Annotated in this window: 21 protein-coding genes and 1 tRNA gene; 17 read left to right on the forward strand and 5 right to left on the reverse strand. The window is 37.1% G+C overall.

Annotated elements, in window-relative coordinates; all coding sequences use genetic code 11:
* Positions 1–26: 26 nt before the first annotated feature.
* Positions 27–2,102 carry a beta-glucosidase family protein gene (locus G602_RS0124430; protein ID WP_026661361.1) on the forward strand — a complete coding sequence of 692 codons (2,076 nt, stop codon included), beginning with the start codon at positions 27–29 and terminating at the stop codon, positions 2,100–2,102.
* A gap of 91 nt (positions 2,103–2,193) precedes the next feature.
* Here G602_RS0124430 and G602_RS0124435 read toward each other — a convergent pair whose 3' ends face one another.
* Positions 2,194–2,661, reverse strand: a complete 468-nt coding sequence (locus tag G602_RS0124435; RefSeq protein ID WP_026661362.1) for a GNAT family N-acetyltransferase — start codon at positions 2,659–2,661, stop codon at positions 2,194–2,196.
* 133 nt (positions 2,662–2,794) lie between these two features.
* Here G602_RS0124435 and G602_RS0124440 point away from each other — a divergent pair, with 133 nt between their 5' ends.
* The 7 genes from G602_RS0124440 (at position 2,795) to G602_RS0124470 (ending at position 10,345) form a co-directional block, all read left to right on the forward strand.
* Positions 2,795–3,478, forward strand: coding sequence for an epoxyqueuosine reductase QueH (locus G602_RS0124440; protein WP_044933606.1), 684 nt, complete (start codon positions 2,795–2,797; stop codon positions 3,476–3,478).
* 57 nt (positions 3,479–3,535) lie between these two features.
* The gene (locus G602_RS0124445) at positions 3,536–4,363 is read left to right on the forward strand and encodes an MBL fold metallo-hydrolase (protein ID WP_026661364.1); all 828 of its coding nucleotides are present in this window, start codon (positions 3,536–3,538) and stop codon (positions 4,361–4,363) included.
* Positions 4,360–5,313 (forward strand): carbohydrate kinase family protein, encoded by a 954-nt coding sequence (locus G602_RS28385; RefSeq protein WP_081676169.1) that lies wholly within the window; start codon positions 4,360–4,362, stop codon positions 5,311–5,313. Before G602_RS0124445 ends, G602_RS28385 begins: the two co-directional genes overlap by 4 nt.
* A 50-nt stretch (positions 5,314–5,363) precedes the next feature.
* Positions 5,364–5,705, forward strand: coding sequence for an MGMT family protein (locus G602_RS0124455; protein ID WP_242835719.1), 342 nt, complete (start codon positions 5,364–5,366; stop codon positions 5,703–5,705).
* A 148-nt stretch (positions 5,706–5,853) separates the two neighbouring features.
* Positions 5,854–7,623, forward strand: a complete 1,770-nt coding sequence (gene argS, locus G602_RS0124460; protein ID WP_026661366.1) for an arginine--tRNA ligase — start codon at positions 5,854–5,856, stop codon at positions 7,621–7,623.
* Positions 7,624–7,900: 277 nt separating this feature from the next.
* Positions 7,901–9,394 carry a hypothetical protein gene (locus tag G602_RS0124465; protein ID WP_155830093.1) on the forward strand — a complete coding sequence of 498 codons (1,494 nt, stop codon included), beginning with the start codon at positions 7,901–7,903 and terminating at the stop codon, positions 9,392–9,394.
* Between the two features lie 54 nt (positions 9,395–9,448).
* Positions 9,449–10,345 carry a leucine-rich repeat protein gene (locus tag G602_RS0124470; protein WP_207638188.1) on the forward strand — a complete coding sequence of 299 codons (897 nt, stop codon included), beginning with the start codon at positions 9,449–9,451 and terminating at the stop codon, positions 10,343–10,345.
* Positions 10,346–10,496: 151 nt separating this feature from the next.
* Here the strand turns inward: G602_RS0124470 and G602_RS0124475 are convergent, their stop codons facing one another.
* Positions 10,497–11,534 (reverse strand): M42 family metallopeptidase, encoded by a 1,038-nt coding sequence (locus G602_RS0124475; protein ID WP_026661369.1) that lies wholly within the window; start codon positions 11,532–11,534, stop codon positions 10,497–10,499.
* A gap of 154 nt (positions 11,535–11,688) precedes the next feature.
* The gene (locus G602_RS0124480; protein WP_026661370.1) at positions 11,689–12,702 is read right to left on the reverse strand and encodes a GGDEF domain-containing protein; all 1,014 of its coding nucleotides are present in this window, start codon (positions 12,700–12,702) and stop codon (positions 11,689–11,691) included.
* Between the two features lie 309 nt (positions 12,703–13,011).
* Here G602_RS0124480 and G602_RS0124485 point away from each other — a divergent pair.
* The 9 genes from G602_RS0124485 to G602_RS0124530 all read left to right on the forward strand — a co-directional run bounded on the left by G602_RS0124485 (position 13,012) and on the right by G602_RS0124530 (position 22,249).
* Positions 13,012–13,085: transfer RNA gene (locus G602_RS0124485), tRNA-Met, on the forward strand.
* Positions 13,086–13,353: 268 nt separating this feature from the next.
* Positions 13,354–14,202: a hypothetical protein gene (locus G602_RS0124490; RefSeq protein WP_026661371.1), complete on the forward strand. Its 849-nt coding sequence runs from the start codon at positions 13,354–13,356 to the stop codon at positions 14,200–14,202.
* On the forward strand, positions 14,159–15,415 hold the full coding sequence (locus G602_RS0124495) for a hypothetical protein (protein WP_026661372.1): 1,257 nt from the start codon (positions 14,159–14,161) through the stop codon (positions 15,413–15,415). The genes G602_RS0124490 and G602_RS0124495 overlap by 44 nt, the downstream gene beginning before the upstream one ends.
* A gap of 135 nt (positions 15,416–15,550) precedes the next feature.
* Positions 15,551–16,729, forward strand: coding sequence for an AAA family ATPase (locus tag G602_RS0124500; RefSeq protein ID WP_026661373.1), 1,179 nt, complete (start codon positions 15,551–15,553; stop codon positions 16,727–16,729).
* Between the two features lie 50 nt (positions 16,730–16,779).
* Entirely contained in the window at positions 16,780–17,517 is a 738-nt protein-coding gene (locus G602_RS0124505; RefSeq protein WP_026661374.1) for a DUF4276 family protein, read from the forward strand.
* A gap of 174 nt (positions 17,518–17,691) precedes the next feature.
* Positions 17,692–19,311 carry a hypothetical protein gene (locus G602_RS0124510; RefSeq protein ID WP_026661375.1) on the forward strand — a complete coding sequence of 540 codons (1,620 nt, stop codon included), beginning with the start codon at positions 17,692–17,694 and terminating at the stop codon, positions 19,309–19,311.
* Between the two features lie 40 nt (positions 19,312–19,351).
* On the forward strand, positions 19,352–20,725 hold the full coding sequence (locus G602_RS30070; RefSeq protein ID WP_081676171.1) for a VanZ family protein: 1,374 nt from the start codon (positions 19,352–19,354) through the stop codon (positions 20,723–20,725).
* A gap of 297 nt (positions 20,726–21,022) precedes the next feature.
* A complete protein-coding gene (locus G602_RS0124520; protein WP_207638189.1) occupies positions 21,023–21,520 on the forward strand; it encodes an acyltransferase family protein in 498 nt (165 codons plus the stop codon).
* A gap of 102 nt (positions 21,521–21,622) precedes the next feature.
* Complete coding sequence (locus tag G602_RS0124530; RefSeq protein ID WP_026661377.1) at positions 21,623–22,249, forward strand: hypothetical protein; 627 nt, start codon at positions 21,623–21,625, stop codon at positions 22,247–22,249.
* Between the two features lie 61 nt (positions 22,250–22,310).
* Here G602_RS0124530 and G602_RS0124535 read toward each other — a convergent pair whose 3' ends face one another.
* Positions 22,311–22,508 carry a mobility-associated LCxxNW protein gene (locus G602_RS0124535; protein ID WP_026661378.1) on the reverse strand — a complete coding sequence of 66 codons (198 nt, stop codon included), beginning with the start codon at positions 22,506–22,508 and terminating at the stop codon, positions 22,311–22,313.
* A gap of 12 nt (positions 22,509–22,520) precedes the next feature.
* On the reverse strand, positions 22,521–23,006 hold the full coding sequence (locus tag G602_RS0124540) for a transposase (protein ID WP_026661379.1): 486 nt from the start codon (positions 23,004–23,006) through the stop codon (positions 22,521–22,523).
* Positions 23,007–23,382 lie beyond the last annotated feature (376 nt).

Raw genomic sequence — 23,382 nt, forward strand, 5'->3', positions numbered from 1 at the left:
TCATTTTTTAGAAAGGAAGGAACGGGATGAAAAAAGACAAGAAACTCAGAATGACATTTGATGAAAAGGCAAAGGAGATTGTCGGAAAACTGACCTTGGAGCAGAAGGTAAGCCTCATGGCAGGAAATATTGATGCCACTTCCATGAAGGAAAGCGAAATCATGGAGCTTGTTCTTGGAACAGAAGAAGGCGCTCATTATAATCTGCATCCTTATGAGGCTGGGGGACTTGCTGAGTATGATGTACCTCCAATGAAGTTTGTTGACGGACCAAGAGGAGTTGTCTGTGGAAACAATCAGTCTACCTGCTTTCCTGTTTCAATGGCAAGAGGTGCGACTTTCAATCCTGCACTTGAGGAGGAAATTGGACACGCTATCGGACAGGAGGTCAGAGCCTTTGGTGGAAATCTTTTTGCAGGTGTGTGCATAAACCTTCCTTATAATCCGGGATGGGGACGAAGCCAGGAGACCTATGGAGAGGAAACATACCAGATAGGAAGAATGGGAGCATCACTTGTAAAGGGCGTTCAGAGTGAAGACGTTATGGCCTGTGTAAAGCATTTTGCATTTAATGATATGGAAAATGCACGCTTTAAGGTAAGTGTAACCTGTGATCAGAGAACGGAGCAGGAGGTTTATCTGCCTCATTTTAAGGACTGTGTCGATGCAGGGTGCGCAAGCATAATGAGCTCATATAACCGTTATAATGGAGTTCAGTGCGGCCATCACAAATACCTCTTAAGCCAGGTTCTGAAAAAGGAGTGGGGATTCGATGGTTTTGTAATGTCTGATTTTTGCTGGGGTGTTCTTGATACCGTTGAAGCAGCAAATGGCGGTCAGGACATGGAGATGCTTTGGACGCAGTATTTTGGAAACAGACTTGTTCAGGCTGTTAAGGACGGCTTTGTTCCGGAGAGCAGAATAGATGATGCAGCGGTCAGAATAGTAAGAACAATTCTTGCTTTTGATAAGGACCATAGAGAGTACGACATGTCTGTGGTTGGATGCAAGGAACATACAGAGCTTGCAAAGCGGGCTGCAGAAGAAGCCATTACACTTGTTAAGAATGAGAATGTACTTCCGCTTGATAAGGGAATCAAAAAGATTGCTGTTGTTGGAAAGCTTGCTGATGAAAATGTTATCGGAGATCAGGGATCAAGCTGGGTAAGACCGCCATATGTTATTACACCGCTTCAGGGAATTAAGAAGGCGGTTCCTTCAGCGGAAATATTATATTCAGACGGATCCGATCTTGATGAAGTAAAGAAGATAGCAACTGAGGCTGACGCTGTTATTTATGTTGTCGGATACAATCATGACGATGAAGGAGAGTTTATTTCTACTGATACAACCGATAATTATACGGGAGCTATAGGCGGTGACAGAAAGAAGAGCCTTGGTCTTCACGATGAAGATGTGAAGCTCCTGCAGGAGACAGGAGAGGTTAATCCTAAGTCAGTAGTTGTTCTCATTGGTGGAAATATGATCATGATGACTGAGTGGATTGATAAGGTTAATTCTGTACTCATGGCGTATTACCCGGGAATGGAGGGCGGTACAGCTCTTGCAGAGATTCTCTTTGGAGATGTTAACCCTTCAGGTAAGCTTCCATTTGTTGTTCCTGTTTCTGAGGATGATCTTCCTCATGTTGACTGGGAAGCAACAGACCAGTATTACGAATATTACCATGGATATACCAGACTTGATAAAAATGGTGTGAATCCTCTTATTCCTTACGGTTTTGGACTTAGCTACACTACATTTAAGTTCGAAGAAGCTACAGCAAAGGTAGAGGGAGATGAGCTTATTACTACGGTTAAGGTTACAAACACCGGATCAAGAGATGGAGCAGAAGTTATCCAGCTCTATGTCGGTTTCGAGAACTCAGCTGTAGACCGCCCTGTAAGACAGCTTCGCGGTTTTGAGAAGGTATTCCTCAAAGCAGGAGAATCTCAGGTTGTTACAGTTAAGACACCACTGGACAAGCTTAAGTGGTACAACCCTGTTTACAGAGAATGGCAGCTCGAGAAGATGGAATATAAGATCTATCTTGGCAACAGCGAAGCGCTGGAGGATCTGGTAGAGACAAGAGCTACTATATAAAAGGGAAATCTCTTGTAACAATAAAAAAGCCTTCCCCCTTTGGGGGAAGGTGCCCGTAAGGGCGGATGAGGGGGAAAGCCTTGGTGGTCGTTTATAAAATCTGCTCCATCCCAACTTTATATGGTTTCATCCCAAGCGCTTCGTAGAATTTCATCGCACCCTCATTACAATTCCATACGTTCAATGTCACATTATAGTATCCATTCTCCTTTGCCCAGGAAATAACATAATCATAAATAGTCTTACCTACATGCTGACCGCGGGTATTTTCATCAACGCAGATATCGTCAATATAGAGTGTTTTAACATCGGTCAGAAGATTACTTCCGATATGCTGCTGGTGAACACAGAAGGCGTAGCCAACCATGATATCATTGTCGTCAACAGCACCAAAAATCGGGCGATTCTTATCATTTAAAATAGTTTTTAATTCATCAGCTGTATATTTAGTAGCCTTCTTAAATAAATCAGGCCTGCCAATATGGTGTACAAGATTTACCTGTCTTAAAAGTTCAAGCATCTGAGGAATGTCTTTTTCCTCTGCACGTCGTATTTTCATGGGATGCAACCTCCTAATTGTGATATATTAATTGTTATAAATTATAATGCATCGAATATGTTTTTTCTATTTAGAAATAACTATATGAAGAGACAAATTTTGAATAACAGGAATGGATCAGAAAAAGAGTTTGATGAATAAAGTAAACTATGCAAAAGAGCTTGAAAAGAAAATAGAACAGTTTCAAAAGGAAGGCAGATACCCAAAACTCCTTCTTCATGCCTGCTGTGCGCCGTGCTCATCCTACTGTCTTGAATACCTCAGGCAGTATTTTGATATTACGGTGTTTTTCTATAATCCGAATATCATGAATGAACCTGAGTACAGAAAACGTGTTGAGGAAGAAAAGAGGCTGATTGCAGAATACAACAGACAGGTTGAAACAGGGAATTTCGAAGGAATGAAATCAGATTCTTCCGCAAGAAAGATAGAGATAATTGAAGGGGATTATATAGTCAGTGATTATCTGAAAGCAGTTAAAGGCTTGGAGAATTGCCCTGAAGGTGGAGACAGATGTACGAAGTGCTTTGAACTCAGACTGGAAGAATCTGCAAAAATCGCTTTGGAAAGTGGTTTTGAATTTTTTACTACGACTCTGACAATTTCGCCATTGAAGGATGCCGAGAGACTTAACAGGATTGGTCAGGAGATGGGTGAAAAATATGGCATCAGCTTTTTGCCATCTGATTTCAAGAAAAAGGAAGGCTATAAACGATCAATAGAGCTCTCGCATAAATTTGATCTTTATAGGCAGGATTTCTGCGGATGTGAGTTTTCAAGACTTCAAAGAGAACGTGAGAAGGCAGAAAAGGTATAACGTGAAAACGTATTATAATTAACAATAAAAAGTATTAAAGAGAATATAGGTCAAAATATGAGAATAGTTAATTTAGTCGAAAACACAGAAGGCTCTTCAGGTTGTGCTGCTGAACATGGTCTGTCATTTTATATAGAAACTAAGAAGCATAAACTTCTGATGGATACGGGAGCATCTGATCTTTTTATAGAAAATGCAGAGAAACTGGGAGTTGACCTCACAAAGGTTGATACTGTTATTCTAAGCCACGGACATTATGATCACGCGGGTGGAATAATGCCTTTTTCAGAGGTTAATAAAACAGCTAGGATTTATGTGCATCCTTTGGCTTTTTCCAAATGCTATTCAACTACGAGAACCGGAGAATCAAGATATATTGGAATTGACTCTCGTATCAGAGAGCTGCCACAGCTTGTGATTGAGGATTACTGTAAGTGTGTCATTGATGAGGAACTTGAGATTTTTTCAGGAATAACTGATACAAAACCTTCTCCACTTACTAATAAGACTTTGTTTGTGGAAAAAAACGGACAGCTTGTTAATGACGATTTTGCGCATGAGCAGTGTCTTGTGATTAATCAGGATGGCAGGAAGTATGTCTTTTCAGGGTGTGCGCATCATGGTGTTTTGAATATTCTCGAGAGCTACAGGGGCTTATATAACGATGAGCCGGACGTGATCTTTAGTGGTTTTCATACACTTAGGAAAAATGGCTATTCAGATGAGGATATGGATTATATACGGAAAACAGCGAAGGAACTTAGCAAAACAAAAACTAGGTTTTTTACCATGCATTGCACAGGTGTAGAACCCTTCGAAGAAATGAAGAAGATTATGGGTGAACAGATTAGTTATGTACATAGTGGGGATGAGATTGTGATATGAAAATGAATGGTGAGCCCGAAATAACTGTAATAGGCGCGGCGGTCATGGATATTCTGGCAGGACCTGCAGGACCGGAAGTATTTCAAACAGGCTCAATGCCGATGAATTATATAAGAACATCCTTTGGCGGAGATGCACTTAATGAAGCTGTGGTGCTCTCGAAGCTGGGAAAGAAAACGGAGCTGATAACAAGACTTGGAACAGATGAAACAGGAGAGAGAACGCAGACTTTTCTAAGTACTAATGGTGTCAGTCTCGTTCATTCGACTATTTGCGACGAGTATCCTTCATCGGTAAATATAGTTCTTGTGGATGAAAAGGGTGAGCGCTATTTTCTTACGGATCCTGCGACCTGTCTTAGGAAGCTTTCCGCAGAAGATATACTTCCACATGTTGGTGAAATGGCTGACATTGTGAGTTTTGCAAGTATATTTGTATCACCCATTCTGGATATTCCTTCACTTGAGAGAGTTTTTCGGGAAATCAAAAGTGAGAATAGTAGGATTTTGCTAACGGATATGACAAAGCCAAAGCGAGGAGAAAAGCTAAGCGACATAGATTGTTTCCTTCCATATATAGATTATTTCCTTGCAAATGAAGATGAGATATCCATGCTGACTGACTGTAAGGATGCTTATGAGAATGCTGCGAAGGTGGTTGAAGCAGGAGCAGGATGCGCTGTTATTAAGCGAGGAAGTAAAGGCTGCATTATAAAAACTGCGACAGTATGTTATGAGATACCGGCGTATCATGATTGTAAAGTTGTGGATTCCACAGGAGCGGGGGACAGCTTTGCAGCAGGATTTTTATATGGATTATCGGAAGGCTTTTCGCTTAGGGACTGCGGACGCTTTGCCTGTGCGGTTGCTTCCTGCGTGGTTGAGAAGGTTGGCGGTTCTGAAGGGATAGTATCTGATGAAGAACCGTTTAGGAGATTTGAGAAGATATGAAATAGGAGAATCTGGTTAGAATTATAGCTAAAGGCAAAATCAGGTGAATAATGAGTAACACTAATAGCAATGATATCCAACAAATAAATACATTTGAAAAAATATACGAAATAGTCAGGAAAATTCTGCAGGGCAAGGTTGCAACCTATGGTCAGATAGCAATGCTTGCCGGGAACAGGCGATGGAGCAGAGTTGTGGGCTATGCACTGCATGTAAATCCTGATCCGGAGCACATTCCGTGTTACAGAGTTGTGAACCGGGAGGGAAGGGTATCCTCAGCGTTTGCATTTGGAGGAGAAAATGTCCAGATCAAAATGCTTGAAGCTGACGGTATCGGGTTTGTTGATGAGATGCACGTTGATCTTGAAAGATTTTTGTGGAGACCGGAATGACAAAAAATAGTAGTTATGAAATGGGTAATTATATATTAAACTAATTACCACAATTTCAAATATTTGTGATAGAATGCATAGGTATAAATTATAGAAATAATAATAGTAGTTGAGACAGACTACATGTTTTATAGGAAGGAAGATTATTTTGGAAAAAATCTTAGAGTTAATTTCAAAAGAAGTTTCTGCTGCATTTGAGGCAGCCGGTTTTGATCCGGAACTGGGAAAGGTAACACTGTCTAACAGACCTGACCTTTGTGAATATCAGTGTAACGGCGCTATGGCCGGTGCCAAGAAATACGGTAAGGCGCCTTTTATGATTGCTGATGCTGTTGCAGAGAAGCTTCAGGGAAGTGAGATCTTTTCATCTGTAGAATCTGTTAAGCCCGGATTCCTGAACCTTAAGGTTAGTGAGGACTTCGTGAGAGGATATGTTGTGAAAATGCTTCACGAGCATCACTTCGGAGTTAAGACACCTCTTCACGCACCTAATTTCATGATTGATTACGGCGGACCGAACGTTGCAAAGCCTCTTCATGTAGGACACCTTCGTTCAGCTGTTATCGGTGAGAGCCTGAAGCGAATTCTTAAGTATGCAGGCTATAAGGTTACAGGCGACATTCATCTTGGTGACTGGGGACTTCAGATGGGACTCATTATTACTGAGCTTAAAAAGCGCCAGCCTGATCTTCCTTATTTTGATAAGGACCATAAGGGACAGTATCCTAAGGAAGCTCCATTTACAATCAGCGAGCTTGAAGAGATTTATCCTGCAGCAAGTGCCAAGTCCAAGGAGGACGAAGCGTTCAAGGCTGAGGCTATGGAGGCAACAAAGCTTCTTCAGGATGGTGATAAGGGATACAGGGCACTTTGGCATCACATCCTTAATGTGTCTGTAAATGATCTTAAGAAAAACTATAAGAACCTTAATGTTGATTTTGACCTCTGGAGAGGTGAATCAGATGTGCATGATGTAATTCCGGGAATGGTTGATTACATGAAGCAGCACGGCTACGCTCATGAGAGCCAGGGAGCACTTGTTGTTGATGTTGCTGAGGAGACTGATACAAAGGAAATTCCACCCTGCATGATCCTTAAGTCAGACGGAGCTTCACTTTACAATACAACTGACCTTGCTACTATTCAGCAGAGAATGGAAGAGTTCAAGCCTGAAGGTCTTATATATGTTGTTGATAAGCGCCAGGAGCTGTACTTTACACAGGTTTTCCGTTGCGCAAGAAAGACAAAACTTGTTCTTCCCGAGACAGAGCTTCATTTTGTAGGCTTTGGTACAATGAACGGCAAGGACGGAAAACCCTTCAAGACAAGAGAAGGTGGCGTAATGCGTCTTGAAAAGCTCATCGCGGAAATTGATGAGCAGATGTATAGCCGTATCAAAGAAGGCAATCAGGAGATTGATGATGCTGAGGCAAAGGATACAGCCCACAAGGTTGCTCTTGCAGCAATCAAGTATGGCGACCTTTCCAACCAGCCATCCAAGGATTACATTTTTGATATTGATAAGTTCACATCCTTTGAGGGAGATACCGGTCCGTACATTCTTTATACTATGGTACGAATCAAATCTATCCTGTCTAAGTATGAAAAAGAAGGTGGAAACGTTAAGGAAGCACTTCTTAGAAATGCAGAGTCTGCAGATGAAAAGAACCTTATGCTTCTTATAACACGTTTTGCAGATGCGGTTGAAAGTGCAGCAAGAGACCTTATGCCTAACAGAATTTGTGCATATATTTATGAGCTTTCAAATGCACTTAACAGCTTCTATCATTCAACTAAGATCCTCACTGAGCCCGATGAGGAGAAAAAGAGCGGATATATCGCACTCCTTAACGTGACTCTTAAAGTACTTGAAGCAGGAATTGACTTACTTGGCTTCTCTGCACCTGATAGAATGTAATAAAGAAATTTGAACGCGAGTTTTGTGAAAAAATGAATAACAGTCATTTTTTAATGGAAACGCTAATCGCTCTATGATTTAATAAATGCGATAAAAAGCATAGGCTCACGGAAATGCAAAGCCGTCAAGTACGGAATATGAATGGATTGGTTCATATTTCGTACTATTGACGGTTTTTTTATGTTGTATACTGATACAGCATGTCAAATTATGGGATATTTTGATTTGTTTTACATGTATGGATAAGTTGTTTTATTTCGTCAAATGGGAGGAACAGATGATGAAGTTTTCAATGGCTAAGAAAGTTATGTCATTAACACTGGCGATGCTTGTGTCAGCTTCAGTAGCAATGCCGGGTTTTAATAATTCAATTACCGTTAAGGCAGAGAGTAATGCCAAGACTATAACAGGGTTGGGGACAGGGACGATAGGTAATCCTGCAAATGGAGCAGGCCAGTGGGATTACGTATATTATGGAAAGTATAACGATTTGAATGTCAAATATCGCGTGCTTGATACAGATTGTGATGATTTCAGTGACTATGGAAACTTGAGTAAAAATACTGTTTTGCTCGATTGTGATAATGTACTTTATCATTTGAGACCGGGTAGTGCTGCAAAATTGTTGGAAAATCTTAATGATCAGGGATTTCTTGACGCAGGAGTTTTTACTGATGCAGAAAAGGAGGCTATAGCACTTAGCAGAAAAGAAAGAAAATCAACGGATGATGGAGAGGGCGTTGATGGCGATTTTGCACAGCTAAAGGAAATGAAAATATTTGCCCTTGATCCTAAGGAAGCAACTAATCCTACATATGGATATAAAAATCAAAAAGATGATTTGAATAGAATAAAAAGAAATATTTCTACTGATGAAAAAGAGAACTGGTGGCTTAGATTAGGAAAAGACGGAAGATTTCAAAACATTATCGCAAAAGAAATGTATAAGACTGATAAACTAATCGGAAGAATAAAAACTGAACCTGCTGATTCATCAGAAGGAGTCAGCCCGGCATTTAATCTTAAAAAGGAATCGATATTATTTTCTTCATTAGTTTCAGGCTCTTCCAATGAGTATAAACTCACACTTATTGATGACAGCATGAAATCTCTTAAAGACGTGAAATGCAAAAAGAGTGATGATGAGGCGACCATTAGTTTTAAATATCCTTATGAGACAGTTGATGATTCTGTATCATTTTCAGTGGTTCTGTTAAAAGACAGATATGAGAGAGGCAAGACAGTTGACAATTCATCTGAATTTGCCTATATCCCGATTACTCTTTCCAGTGAAGGCCAGGTGGGCTCAGGTAAAAATAAATACCATATGATGAGTGGAACATTCAAACTCCCGGAGCAGAGTAGTGGCCTTAAATTTGCTTATCTTATATATGAAAAAAACAATGGTTCAAAAGAAACAGATTATGCTTGTGCCCCTAAATTCTTTGAACTTGATTCGGAAAATCATGTTCATGCTTGGGAAATAGATTACCTTGGTGCAGGCGATGATAATGCCACTGTCAGATGTAAGGATTGCTCTGAAAAGTATAAAATATCAATCGTAGCTGCATCAAAGCAGTACGGGGATGATGTTTCCGTAACAATTAATAAACCTGATGATCTTCCTGATGAGATACAGGTAAGTGATGTCATTTATAGAGATGGTAATGGGCGCGATATAGATAAATCAGAAGTTGGCGAGGTTGGAGAATACACAGCGGTCGCTGTTATTAGCGTGGTTGATGAAAATGGCGATAATCAGGAAGTATAAATTGCTAACAATTTTAAAATTACACCGATTGTCCTTTTACCTTCTATGGTTAAATTGAGCGAAGACAGATATGTATATGACGGAACAGCTAAAACACCTGAAGTTACTGTAGTAGTAAATGGCAAGGAATTGAGAAGGGATGAATATGAAGTAGAGTACAAGGATAATGTAAATCCCGGCCTTGCTACAGTTAAGGTTTATTCAAAGAATCCTCATTATACTGATCAGGTTATAAAAGAATTCCGTATAGTGAATCAGTCTGTTGAGGATAAAGAAAAAGAAACAAAAGCTAAGATAGAAGATAAGCGTCAAAAAGTAGATGAAACCAAAAATGACATAAAGAATAATGAAACAAAAAGCGACAAAAAAGAAAATGATGTAGAGACCAAAGTAAAAGACAAGATTAATGATGCTAAGAAAGTCGCTGATAATACTTCCGGAACTTCAAGTAAATCCGAGAAGAATGAGATAGTACAGGTAAATGCTGCAACGATGCACAATGCAGGTGAAATCATTAACGGCCTTGGGGATACCTACATGGTTACATCCAATGATGACACTGATCTTACAGTAACATTTTTGAAGGCGAGATCAGAGACCATCAGTAGTATAACAATTCCAAGCACAATAGTAGTGGATGGTAACGAGTACAGAGTTACCGAGATTGCAGAAAGCGCTTTTAGTGGTAACAAAAAGCTTAAGAAGGTTACTATCGGTGATAATGTCGAAAAGATTGGTGCGAATGCTTTCTACAAATGTAAGAAGCTGAAGAAAATCAAGATCGAAACAACCTATCTGAAAAAGAGTAATGTCGGCAAGAATGCTTTCAAAAAGATACATAAGGAAGCAAAAGTTACAGTGCCGGAGAATAAGTATAAGTCTTATAAGAAAATGCTTAAATCAAGAGGTGTTTCAGGAGAAAACCAGCAGATTAAAAAAGCTTCTGAGTAAAGAAAGTATTTTACTAAACAACTTTCAATATGAAAATAATATAAAGCCTTCCCCTTAGGGGGAAGGTGACGGATGAGGGGAGGCCTCACCCGTCATTTTTTTTATAGAGGTTTTTTAGTATTTGTGAAATATAGTTATCGATTAAATATCGTTACATAGTCACATATTCAGCAAGCAATTTGTAAGTATTCTTTATCCCATCAATATGAGTTCTCTCATAACCATGACTTGCTCTGGTGCCGGGACCGATGGCTGCATGCCTGATATCGAAACCTGCAACGAGGGCAGGATCAGCATCAGTGCCATAGTGAGGAGTGAAGATATCCGGAACATAATCAGCACCTGACTTTTTGCCCGCTTCTTCAAGTTCCTTAGTCATATCCAGATTGTAAGGGAAACGACTATCCTTCCAAAATACGGAAACCTTGCGCTCGGAACTTGTCTGCTCAGGACCGATGCATGCTATATCGATAGCGAGGAAATCCTTAACATCCTCAGGAATGAGGGACCCACCATGTCCAATCTCTTCATAGAAAGATATATAAATGTAAACCTTGCGTGAAAGCTTGATTTTTCCATCTTTAATATCATGGAGCAGTTCCATAAGGACTGCTACGAGAGCCTTGTCATCTACGAAATGGGATTTTATATAACCATTTGAATAGGTGAATCTGGGCTCAATTGCTACGTAATCACCGATATCAATTCCGAGCTTTCTTACATCGTCTGCGCTTTTAACATCTTCATCAAGAACGACAAATGAGTTTGTATCAAAATTTGCTACTTCCGTGTTTAGTTCATCCTCAGTTACATGAACAGAGGCATTTTTTCTCTGAACACAGCCAGTGAAAACCTTTCCTGAACGTGTATGAACGCGGACGTTTTCACGCTCTGTGTGATATGCATAAAGACCACCGACCTTGCAAACCTTGATAGTTCCGTCATCATTGATGTGGCGAACCATCATACCGATTGTGTCACCATGAGCGGTGATGAGAAGAGGATTACCTTCGCCGCCAATATCAGCGAGAATACCGCCTTTGTGAAGGGTAGTGGTTTTAAAACCGAGTGCTTCCATCTCCTTTATGAGATAGTCCTGAAGCTCATGATACTGACCTGTTACAGAATCAATAGCCAGCTCTTTTTCAAGCTCTTCAAGATAGCGTTTTTCATTAAGTTCGTAACTCATAGATTAATACCTTTCTGGTTATAGATTTGATTATTCAGATACCCTAAAAATGATAATTCCGAACAACATAAATAATCATAGCAAGCATCGCCTTACTCGGCAATACTGCTATGATTAATGCAGATTGATTATTCAGAATATTATATGAATTAAACTATTTTCTTCGGTTATTATGCTGATAATAAATTGCCTTGTCTGCATACATCAGCTTGTCAAGCTCGCTTATAAGATCGAAGTTCTGATTGTTTTTTAGATCAAAAACATCGCCTCCTATAGAAGCTGAGAGTTTATATGGCTTTTGAGAGGAATCATTGTAATCATCAATAGCTTTCAAAATATATGTCTTGTATTCGGCAATAGAATGATGTGAGGTTTTATCCAGGATGATTATAAATTCGTCACCGGCAAAGCGTATCACGACACCATTTGTGGCTACAACCTTATTTAGTATCCTTGTCATGGCAATTAAGGCATTGTCACCCTCTGTATGGGAATAGTTATCATTGATCAGCTTAAAGCCGTTCATATCAAGCATAAGTGCAGATATTATTCCGCCGCGATTTTTTGCAGTTTCAATAACATCGTTTAGATAAAATCGGTTGAAAGCTCCGGTTAGCTTATCTAAATATATGCCTTCATTCTGAAGACTGAGAGCGATACAGCATACAGATACTCCTACGCAGGGCCATATCAGCGAGGTACCGTACCATATACTTTGTCCCAGCATGCCAACTGTTATTGGCATTAAGAACTGCCAGGTTGGGAAAAAACTCAAATATCTGCCCCGGCGCTTTGCGGCAAAGTATACATGCTGACCGTAAAGAAGTAAAAATGCTTCGGCTACGATATACAGCCAGTAAAGTGGAAGTCTGTAATATCTGTTTGAGTCATCTATTCCAAAAACAATTGGAATGATAATATTTACAAACAAAATAAAAATCTCTAATGCACATGTGGCTATAAGAAAGGCCTTTTGCCTCTGAGACTGATGTTCGTTTATGTGGTTAGATATTAGTGTTACGTAGGCAGGTCCCAGAATCGCATTTAATGAAAAAAGTATGGAATTACCAAACAGAATAATATAACGGGATATAAGGCCGGGTCTACCATCATGGTAGAAGACGACAGGGTCTACAGTGCAGGCGATGATCACACACACTATCATCATTAAGAGACTCTTGCTTTCTGAATTCTTGGTCTGAATTCGCCACCCCCGACTGAGTAGTAATGCCACCATTAATAAAAAACCTATGATATTTGAAGCATAAACTGAAGTTAGATTTATCATAGTAATAGATTGTCCCCTCTACAATAACAAGCAATATATCAGAATAAAGTCTTATAATTAATGGTATTTTAGAAGAAAAGTAATGTCAATTAATTAAATATAAAAAAATAAAAAAACATGTTGACATTATTTATCCGGGACGATATACTAATCAAGTCGGTCGACGAAAGACACCGACGAACTGAATATGGCGAGATAGCTCAGTTGGCTAGAGCACGCGGTTCATACCCGCGGTGTCGAGGGTTCGAATCCCCCTCTCGCTACTAAAAAGAGAATTCTTCGGAATTCTCTTTTTTCGTTGTATGAGTGTAGATGAGAACCTGAGACACCGCGTGCGGTGGAGAAGGCGCACGAGGTCCGGGGGACCTCGGCTTTGCGCGGACCGAAGCAGAGCGAAGATTGAATCTCTCTATCGCTATTAGAAAGAGAATTCCTAGGAGTTCTCTTTTTGTCGTTGTGAGAACAATAATTGACTTGAATCAAAAAACAACCTACAATATTAATTATAATTTGACAAATGAGGTTGTATGTATGGGCGAACTTTTAAAAACATTAGAGAATAATAAAAAAGAACTCCTTATTAGAAAACAAATGCTGGAAGAAGATATCATAAAGTACAGTATTCCGGGATATATAAATATAAAGAATATCCGTGGAAGAGAGACTTTTTATCTTCAATTTAAAGATAAGTATTATCAGATGATTTCTGTATATTTGTCAAAAGATAAACTCGCTTTGTGTGAATATGCTTTTGATAAAAAAACTTCATTAGAAGCTGAACTAAAGACTATAGAAGAAGACCTGGAGCTATTGAAAAATATACCGGTGCATATTGATAGTAACCAAAGTGATAAAAGAATATTAGATGATGCTATTGGTTTAAGTGCAAAGTACAAGCTTTTATTTCATATTAAAAAGGATGCCCAACCAGGGAAATATTTTATAGTTTTTTATGGAAAAAAGAAAGTATACGAGATTCCTATGATATACGTTAATGAGCGTTATCATACCAGGATATCTGAATATATATGTTCTGCTTCCTGTATGGTAGATGAAGCTGCAGATGAGATGCTTAAGGAAAAACAAACTCCAAGTGGCAATGAAAGACGTAGCTCATTGGAAGCACAGACTAAAACAGGTGTAAAGTATTCATATGAAGAATTGGATATGACATATTTAGTAAGCTTTTACTACAAGAAAAAGAAATATACGATAGAGTATGAGCCATATTTTATAAATGAAGAAAAAAGGAAAGATCTTGAAATATCCAGAATGGGATTTTATGTTGAGGATTTCTTAAAAAACTTGAAGTTTAAAGAAGGGGTATCCAAATATAATGAGCGAAAACAGACTGTTCATTCTAAAACAAAAAAATCATGATGTCGCTGTTCTTCAGCTTTCCTTGGAAGGTGATATAGAAAACTATGAAATAATCAATCCTGCAAGGATGCCTTACCTCGGATCCACAGAGAGTAAACACTTATATTCATGGTGGAAGGATAGAGCCATCCCGGAGGGGAGAGCCAGACTTGTAGAACTTCTAAAGGAATATAAATGCGAGAGCCCGCAGGAATTACTTATGAAGAATCTTGGGCTTAGCCTTACTGATACCTATTGGATATCCCCTGCAGAACTTGACCTTACGTGGGAAGAAGTAAATCTGTTTGATAATGGCGAGGAAACAATTGATTTTCACGACGGTGAGGGAAGGGTTCATTATTCGAACAGTAAAGATGCTGCTCTGGGTGGACATTTGGAAAAGCATTCTTTAAAAATTGATGATATCTGGTATTTGGATAAGAATAGTGATCCCAAATATTCCAATGGGCTTTTGAATGTAAATGAACTATTTGCTTCATTAGTACATGAGAGGCAAGGCTTTAAGGAATATGTCAGATATGAATTGTTAAATGAAGATGGGGAAATAAATAAACTATGCAGATGCAGATATTTTACTGATGAAAATCATGAGTTCGTTTCTGCATATGAAGTATCAGGCGGATTTCATAATTCTGAGGAATATAATGGTGAAGCAGAACTTGAACATTTTATCAGAACCTGCACTGATTTTGGGCTTAAAAGAGAATATGTCTCCAATTTTATTGACTATATGATTTTGACGGATTTTGCTATATCCAATTCAGATAGGCATTGGAATAATTTTGGAATTATCAGAGATAGCGAAACATTGGAGTTTCTTTCGTTAGCACCTATCTATGATAATGGTAATTCCATGTTTTTTGATGCTTATAATACTTTGAACAGGCCTACAATTCTAAAACTGGAAGATGCAGGTATAATGAAGCGAGAAACAGAGAGACTAAATAAACTTGTAAAGGATAGAAGTCTGATAAACATGGATTTGCTTCCTTATCCGGAGGAGGTTCGGAGATTTTATACTGAGCATGGTATTGATCGGACTAAGACAAATATCATAATGGAGTCTTATTCAAACAAAATTGATTTACTTATGGAGTATCAGCATGGAATCTCCATTGGATATAACATTGAAATGTATGAATATGGCGATGAGGTTCCTGTAAAAAATAGAAAATTCAATCCCCAATTTTTGATGAGAGACCTGACTTATTAACTGATAAGATTAAGGGGAAGATAGGAAAATGACACTATATTGCGTACTTTTTATGTCAATTTAACATGAGGTTTTGTGATATACTAACTAATGAAGTATTATTACATTTATTGATAAGAATTGAAGGATGGATATATGTTACGTAGCATTCATATAGAAAATTTTAAATCATTGGTGAATTTTTCTGCTGATTTTAATACAGTCACAGCGCTTATTGGTAATAACTCGGTTGGCAAAAGCTCATTATTACAGGCAATGCAATTTGTTTTTGGTTCCATCAAGGATGATTACGATGTTTTGTTAAAAAACAGAGCCTTAAAGGTAGAAAACATTAAATCAAAATTAACTAAAAATAATAAAATTAAGTTTGATTTATCGCTTGCAATAAGTGCGGATGATGGTTCAATTTATGATTATAAATGGAGAACAGATATTAGTGCTAATAATACTAAAAATGAGATGAGTCTTCTCTATGAATGTATAGAGGCTGATGGGGAGGTGTTGATTGAATATAGTCCGAAAGACAAAGGGCACTTATATGTAAAACCTGGGAACGAAGACTTTGACGGAGATATTTATTTTGGAGATGGTTTTGTTTTTAAATCTTCAGTACTTAAAAATTTAAATAAGAAAAATGAATTTGATAAGCGCCTTACCTTGTTCATAGAACATGCTAGTAATTTTATGTCTTTTGAAATGCTTAATCCTGATAATATGAGACAGAGTAGCAGAGGTTTGTCTGATGTTATCGGACCTTCTGGAAAAAATTTACCATCATATATTAAAAAGATGAGTGATGAGCAGAAGAATAGTTTTATTAAGAAAATAAAGTGGCTTTTAGGCGACAGGGTAAGTGAAATTGGCACAGTGACAACTGGGCAATATCATTGGACACAGATAACTGTGAAGGAAGAGTATAAAGATTCTGCTATAAAAATCACATCACGAGATTTAAGTGATGGTATGTTAAGAATCATTGCAGTTGTGGCTATAAGTGAAATCAGTAGAGGAAATGCCATTTTTCTTTTTGATGAAGTAGAGAATGGAATAAATATCCATTATATAGAAAAACTGGTTCAGCTTTTCAAGGATATGTGCAAAGATACAGGAAATCAGGTCATTTTTACGACTCACAGTACCTTATTCATGGATTATATTGATGCAGATTCTATTTTGATGTTTGAACGCAATGAAAATGGCGGTACAGAAGCCAAGAAGATATTTGCAACAGAACTAATGAAAAAGCGCTTGAATTATATGTACCCTGGAGAAATAATACTCAATTTGGAGAGCAATGCTATTTCGGGGGAATAAAAACTTCTGGCAGGTATGATATACGAATAAGATATGTGGCAGGGATAATCATGGAAACAGAGATAGTAATAGCTGTAACCGGTGAGGGTGAAACCGATTATGGATCGGAGAAATACAATAAAAAGAAGGCATATAATGAATGGAAATGGGGACCGATAGCTGAATATATAAATGCTATTGCTGCTGAAAAAGAGAAGGTTATAAAACTTGTTCCAATAGATAGACGTGATGTTGAAGCAATACGCTTGGGCAGAAACGCAATGGGGCTGGTAGGAAAAAGTATACCTGCTAAAAAGTTTACAAATTTGATGCAGGAAAAGGATTTAAAAGTTGGTATTTATTATTGTGATACTGATAAGAAATCTGGCTCAAAAAACGATAAAAAGACTGCTCAAAAAGAAAATGAACAGGTTCACGCAGAGGTAACAAAGGGGTTGGAGAGCGATAATATAAAAGCCATTCCAATGGTACCATTAAGAATGATTGAATCCTGGATTATGGGTGATATCCCAGCTATAGAGAAAACCCTGGACATAACTATACCTGATAAACTTCGCCCCAAAGATCCTGAATTGCTATGGGGAGATAAAGAAGACCCAAAAAGTAATTATCCTAAAAACTACTTGGATAGGATGATACAAAACAGTGACAAAAAATGCAAAGCCTATAAATCTTCAAAGGACATATTTGTAGAATTTGCTCAAAATGCTGAATTATGCAACCTGAGAAATAATTGCAGCATTAGCTTTGAAAGGTTTTATAAGGAATTTGTTGAAATGTTGGGGTGATATTTAAATTTATAATAAGCTGATAGAAGCAATTGTATAGACTTTGGCTAAAAGGGAATCCAAAAGGGTTCTCTTTTTTTGCTGTGATTTACAAATAGCCTCCCCAAAGGGATAACTTTAGGATATAATACTAAACTGTGTGACTATGGAGTAGTTCTTATAAGGATAGTTATTATGAGTAAGAAAAAGATTTTGGAAATAATAATATGCACTTGTTGTTTAATAGTGATATTTATGAATGCATTTCATCATATGGGAAAGAAGAAAGGGCTGTTTTTAGATGAAGCACTCACTTTTAATTTTTCCAATAATACAGTTTTTACGATGGGGCAATTTTTTAGTGATTTAAAGGAAATGACTTTATCTGAAATTGGGAGTAATGCCTTAAGTAAATATGATAATAAAAATGTATGGTTATCACATGATGAAATAGAAGCGACATATACTGCTAAAGACAATAAATTCAATTATTTTAATACCTATTTGATACAGCTAGGAGATGTGCATCCACCTCTATATTATATGGTGGTTCATACAATATCATCTCTTTTTCCGGGAATGCATTTTTATTATGTGGGCTTTATAACAAACTTATTTTTTTTAATGGGGACATGTGTTTTAATTTATAGGTTATGCATGTTGATTTTTGGTAATAATATATGTGCTATTGCGTGCACCCTCTTTTATGGATTGAGCTTTGACTTTATTAATAGTGTGACTTTTTTTCGTATGTATGCGATGTTGACATTTTGGGGGATACTACTGGTTTATCTAAACGTTATTTGGGCAGACGCAGGATTTGACTATGCTTCTCATATAACTAAGCTGATTTGTATTGTGGAATTAGCTGCTATGTTAACACAGTATTTCGCTGTCTTTATAATTTTGCCCATTTTTGTATTGAACATTATTCTTATTAAAAAAATTGGTAATTCTATAAAGCCGTATGTAAAAGGTCAGTTTATAACAGGTTTTTTGTATTTTTTGGTTTGGCCAATTTCTATAATGCATATTCTGTTTACGAATCGTGGGGGAGATGTGGCTACTGGTATTTATAAGAATACTTTTTTAGGAAGAGTATTTGCTTATAGATATTACCTTGTAAATAGTATATTTGGAGGAGCAAAGAAAATTGCCGCTGCTGTAGTTATTCTATTGATTGTTGCTATATGTTTAAAATGCTATCAAATGTTTAAAGAGAAAAAGCGAATAGCCAATCATAGGGATGGAGATAAAAACTATGCTATTACATATATACTTATAGTTGGCATTTTTTACTACATTGTTGCATGCAAACTTTCACCTTGGGTTGTAGATAGATATGTTATGCCTGCTATACCGATGATTTGTATAATTATTATCTATTTCCTGGAGTATTTATTTTCTCGAATAATTAGGAATAAGAATATCAGTGGTTTGGTTCTGATATGTATATCTCTGATATTATTTGGAAGATGGTGCATAAGGCAAAATCCTTATTACTTATATAATCAACCTGATAGAATAGATTATAAAAATACCTATGAATCATATGATGCGCTAATTATAGATGATGATCGTCAATATTATTACGCTGAAATAATGGGAAGCTTTGAACATCCCAATATTTACAATACGGAGTTTTCAAATAAAGAAGAAGTATTAAAAATATTAGAAAAAGAGCAAAATTGTGTTGTGTATATTAGTAAATATATAACTAATGATGCAATTACATATTTTGATAATCATGATTGCAAATTAAATAAAGTGGATTATTCGACGGATGCATATGATATATTTATTTCTGCTAACTAGGAAAGGGAATCTGAGAAAAGATTGTTAAAGTAAAGGTCAAATGACGAACGACTATTTATACCTTATTGAAATAATACTGAGAAGGGAAACAGAAGGGATTACTCTAACTAATCAGTTTATATTGTTGATATTGGAAGTGCTTGCTGTTTTTGGTTCCGGGATAATTTTGCATAAAAAGAAATATATTTCATATCGTAGGCTATTTCAGATATTCCTGCTTGTTGCTTATGCAGGAGTGCTTATGTCATTTACAGTTTTGAGACGCCAACCTGGTTCTAGAATTGGGATTGTAAATTTGGATGTGGATTTGGGCGTTACAGCTAATGGAATATATTCAATATGGAAAGTGATTTTTAATGGCCTTAATATCATTTTATTTGTTCCTTGGGGATTTGTTGTTTGTTCATTTTTTAAGAACAGGGGATTTTTATTTAGAATATTAGCCTCTACTGTAATTGGAAGTGTTACAAGCTTGTTTTTGGAATGCATTCAGTTACTTACAGGAACAGGTAGGTTTGAGGTGAATGATTTGATAACTAATACAGTAGGAACATTTATTGGTGCTGTAATATTAGCCGTTGGCTTAAGCATAATGAATATTAGAGGCAGACGAAAGAAGGATATTAAGGAAAGGAGAGATTTGGTGAAAAAAAAGCTGTCAATATTGGTTGGTATCATCCTGATAGCAGCTGCTGCTATGTTGCGGATTTCTCATGGGGATGAAGATATTTTAAAAAGAAATTATAATACAACGTTTTTTAGTAATTTTAATATTCCGAATGTTTTTAAATTTCGGAAGTCAACATGGGGGGCAGCACAAAAGTATGACTTGGTATGGAAAGCTGAAAATGTGCAGTATAAAGATGGAAAGATGAGCCTTAAGATAGACAGAGATGAAGCAGGACCAACGGGAGGGGAAATAAGTACAAAAAAGAAATTTGGCTTTGGACTGTATCAAGTAAGAATGAAGTCTATTAAAAATAATGGTGTTGTTTCTGCTTTCTTTAACTATTCTCGCGATGGACAAAAGGGAACGGAGATTGATATTGAATTCTTGGGCTATGATACTACAAAAGTTCAGTTTGACTATTATACAGATTGTGTAGGCGGACATGAATATCTATATGATCTTGGGTTTGATTCTTCAGAAGAATATCATGATTATGCCTTTGACTGGTCAAAAGATTCAATTAAATGGTATGTAGATGGGGAAATGGTATATGAGGCAAATACTGATATTCCTCAGATGGAAGCTTATATATTTATGTCTGCATGGCCGGGAGATTTCCCAGATTGGCTTCGTGAATATGATGGCAAAGTGCCACTTTATGCGTATTACGACTGGTGTTCTTATACAAGTAAAGAACAAGTTGAAAATGATATATCCAGCAATGAAGAAAGTAAAACAGAATAGCTATCAGAAAGCTACAAAATAGCGCATTCATTGAAAATGATGTGTGGTTGGTCCTGAGCTTAGAGAATCAAATATAGTTGGTCTCGTATTTAGAAAGCAAAGCGTGTATTAAAAGCTAGGGCCTCGTGCAAAATTTTAATAAATTGAAAGTGACACGACTTCTGTGTTTTACATTATAGTTGAACTGGAGATTAAAATATGGTATTGTGCCGATGGGTTTTTGCACACTCTCCTATCAAACCTGTGATCTTTAATGTTACAAATATACGAGGTTGCATTAGAACAAGAGTTGTTTACGTGCATTACGATAGTATCATTTATTTTATGTACAGATTAAAAAAACAAAAAATACACTTTATGGTTCAGAGGATAATTAATAGTGCCTTTTGGAAAAAACAAAAGAAGATAAGCGGTCTTGATATGGGGAAGAAGAACTATTATGCTATCGATTTGTTTAAATTTATTTTTGCTTTTTGTGTGGTGGCTATACATACAGGGCCATTAGATGGATGTATGTTAAGTGTTGTTAGTACATTTTATGATATCTTTGTCGCTATAGCTGTCCCTTTTTTCTTTATATCATCGGGCTTTTTTCTGGCACAAAAGATGCAATATCCTTTTCAAATCGAAGCAAATGAGATAATCTTAAAAAAATATATAAAGAAAAACGTGAAACTATATTTAATTTGGTCTGTTATATATTTTCCATTGGCCTTAGTCCATTTTGCTTCTAGGAAAATTCAACCATTAAGAGCGGTAATGCTTTATGTGCGAAGGCTTATTTTTATAGGCTAGCAGTATAATTCATGGCATTTATGGTATTTGCTCTCCACAATATATGCATTGTTATTTATTATGTTTTTGCTAAAAAGGAAACAATCTATACAGAGAATTGTATTGATTGGTAGTGGACTTTTTCTTATTGGGATAGGGATAACATATCTTACAATTTATTATGAGGGAAGTCTTATTCAGGTAGTTGATATTATAAAAAAGATGCTAGTTTATTCAATTGAAAATGGAAGAATATTACAAGGCTTTTTTTATATACCTGTTGGAATGATGTTATCAAAAAAAACAATAGGAAAGCAGAGAGGGTGGACATTACTGTTTGTTGGTCTTATTTCAAATTATTATATCAAAGATCCTGGTATTAGTACTATTTTTGAAGCTATTTCATCAATTGGATTATTTGCAGTGGTCGAAGGGATTTGTTTTGTAGATTCAAGGGTATTTCCATTTGTAAGAAAAATGAGTACAGTTATTTATTTTATTCATATGTATGTATGGAGTTTTTATTACAAAATCATTTATGGAAAAAAAACATATGGATTGGATAGTTTTATAGTGACTTCTATTATAAGTAGCATAATTGCTATTGCTTATATTTATACTAAGAAGCGTGTTGAAAAAAGGGTAATCGATTTTCTTGAGGGTTTCCCAAAGTTAATGAGGGTCAGTCGTGAGGGGCTGGCCCTTTTTTTAGTGGAGTTCGTGAGGGTTATTCGTGAGGGGCGTTCGTGAGGGTCATTCATGAGGGGCAAACTTGAGGGTCTGGAGTTATGATTCCAGACCCTCTAATAAGTTACAGTAAAATAGGATAATCAATTCCATGTTCATCAAGGATTGCCTGCAGCTCCAGGATGTAGTTGTATTGCTTTTCTATCTCTATCCAGTTGCCATGGCAAAGTGAGTCTGCTTCTTCTATCTCCTGAAGCGTTATCTGATAATCCTCCCATTTGATACATTTATGGTCTTTACTGAAAGCACAATAATCAAGCATTTGTTAGTCCTCCTAAAATTCATCTTCTTCAAAGTAAACGACAGGGTTATAATCCGATACTCCGTTAAGTATAGGAGCGGATCTGGTTGAATACAGAAACCTATTGCGGAAGTGTTCAAAGTTTCTGAAGCCTCTGCCCATGCGCTTCAGATCCTTTATTTTCCTGTTTATTGATTCAATAGGACCGTTGGAAAGCCTGCTGTCATAGATTTTTCCATTTCCCATTTTTTCAACCATTATGAAAGAATTGATTATGGGATCTTCAAATTTTTCAAGAAGTGAGGCAAAATCGCGGAATATATCATGCCGGGAACTTCTGTATTCTTTTATCAGCACAGCTATTTCCAGTCTTGCTGAATGAGGATTGCCGCTGTTGCGTGAATTGAACTGCACATACTTTTCTTTAAGATCCCTGAATTCTTGAAGGTTGGGATCTATTCTGAATAGAGCGTCTTCATAATCAAATGTGTTCATAAGCCTGTGGAAATGTGGATCCATACGAAGATCCTGATGGTAATAATACTAATAGTTTTTGCATTTACACATTTTTTCATTATTATCTCTTCCTATTCTGTCAAGCCTGAAAATACGATTTTTACTGGCTTTGACGATTTTGTTATTCCTCAAAACAAGAGCCAAAGGTGATGAATTGTCATAGTATCTTGTACTGAATAGCCGATTTCAGGTAGCACTAATAAAGCATCCTCTTGTTTGCTCTATAAAGGCCATTTCTCCTTTGATCAACTATGATGGCTAACCTTCCGTGTCTAAAGGGATCGTGTCCCAACTTCCTTCGTCCAGCCAATTCATACACCAAGTGCCAGCAAAGCTCCTAAACAGGGTCAAGCCCTAGGGAAAATACCACCGCCAGCTA

The sequence above is a fragment of the Butyrivibrio sp. AC2005 genome (assembly GCF_000424145.1).
GTDB lineage: Bacteria > Bacillota > Clostridia > Lachnospirales > Lachnospiraceae > Butyrivibrio.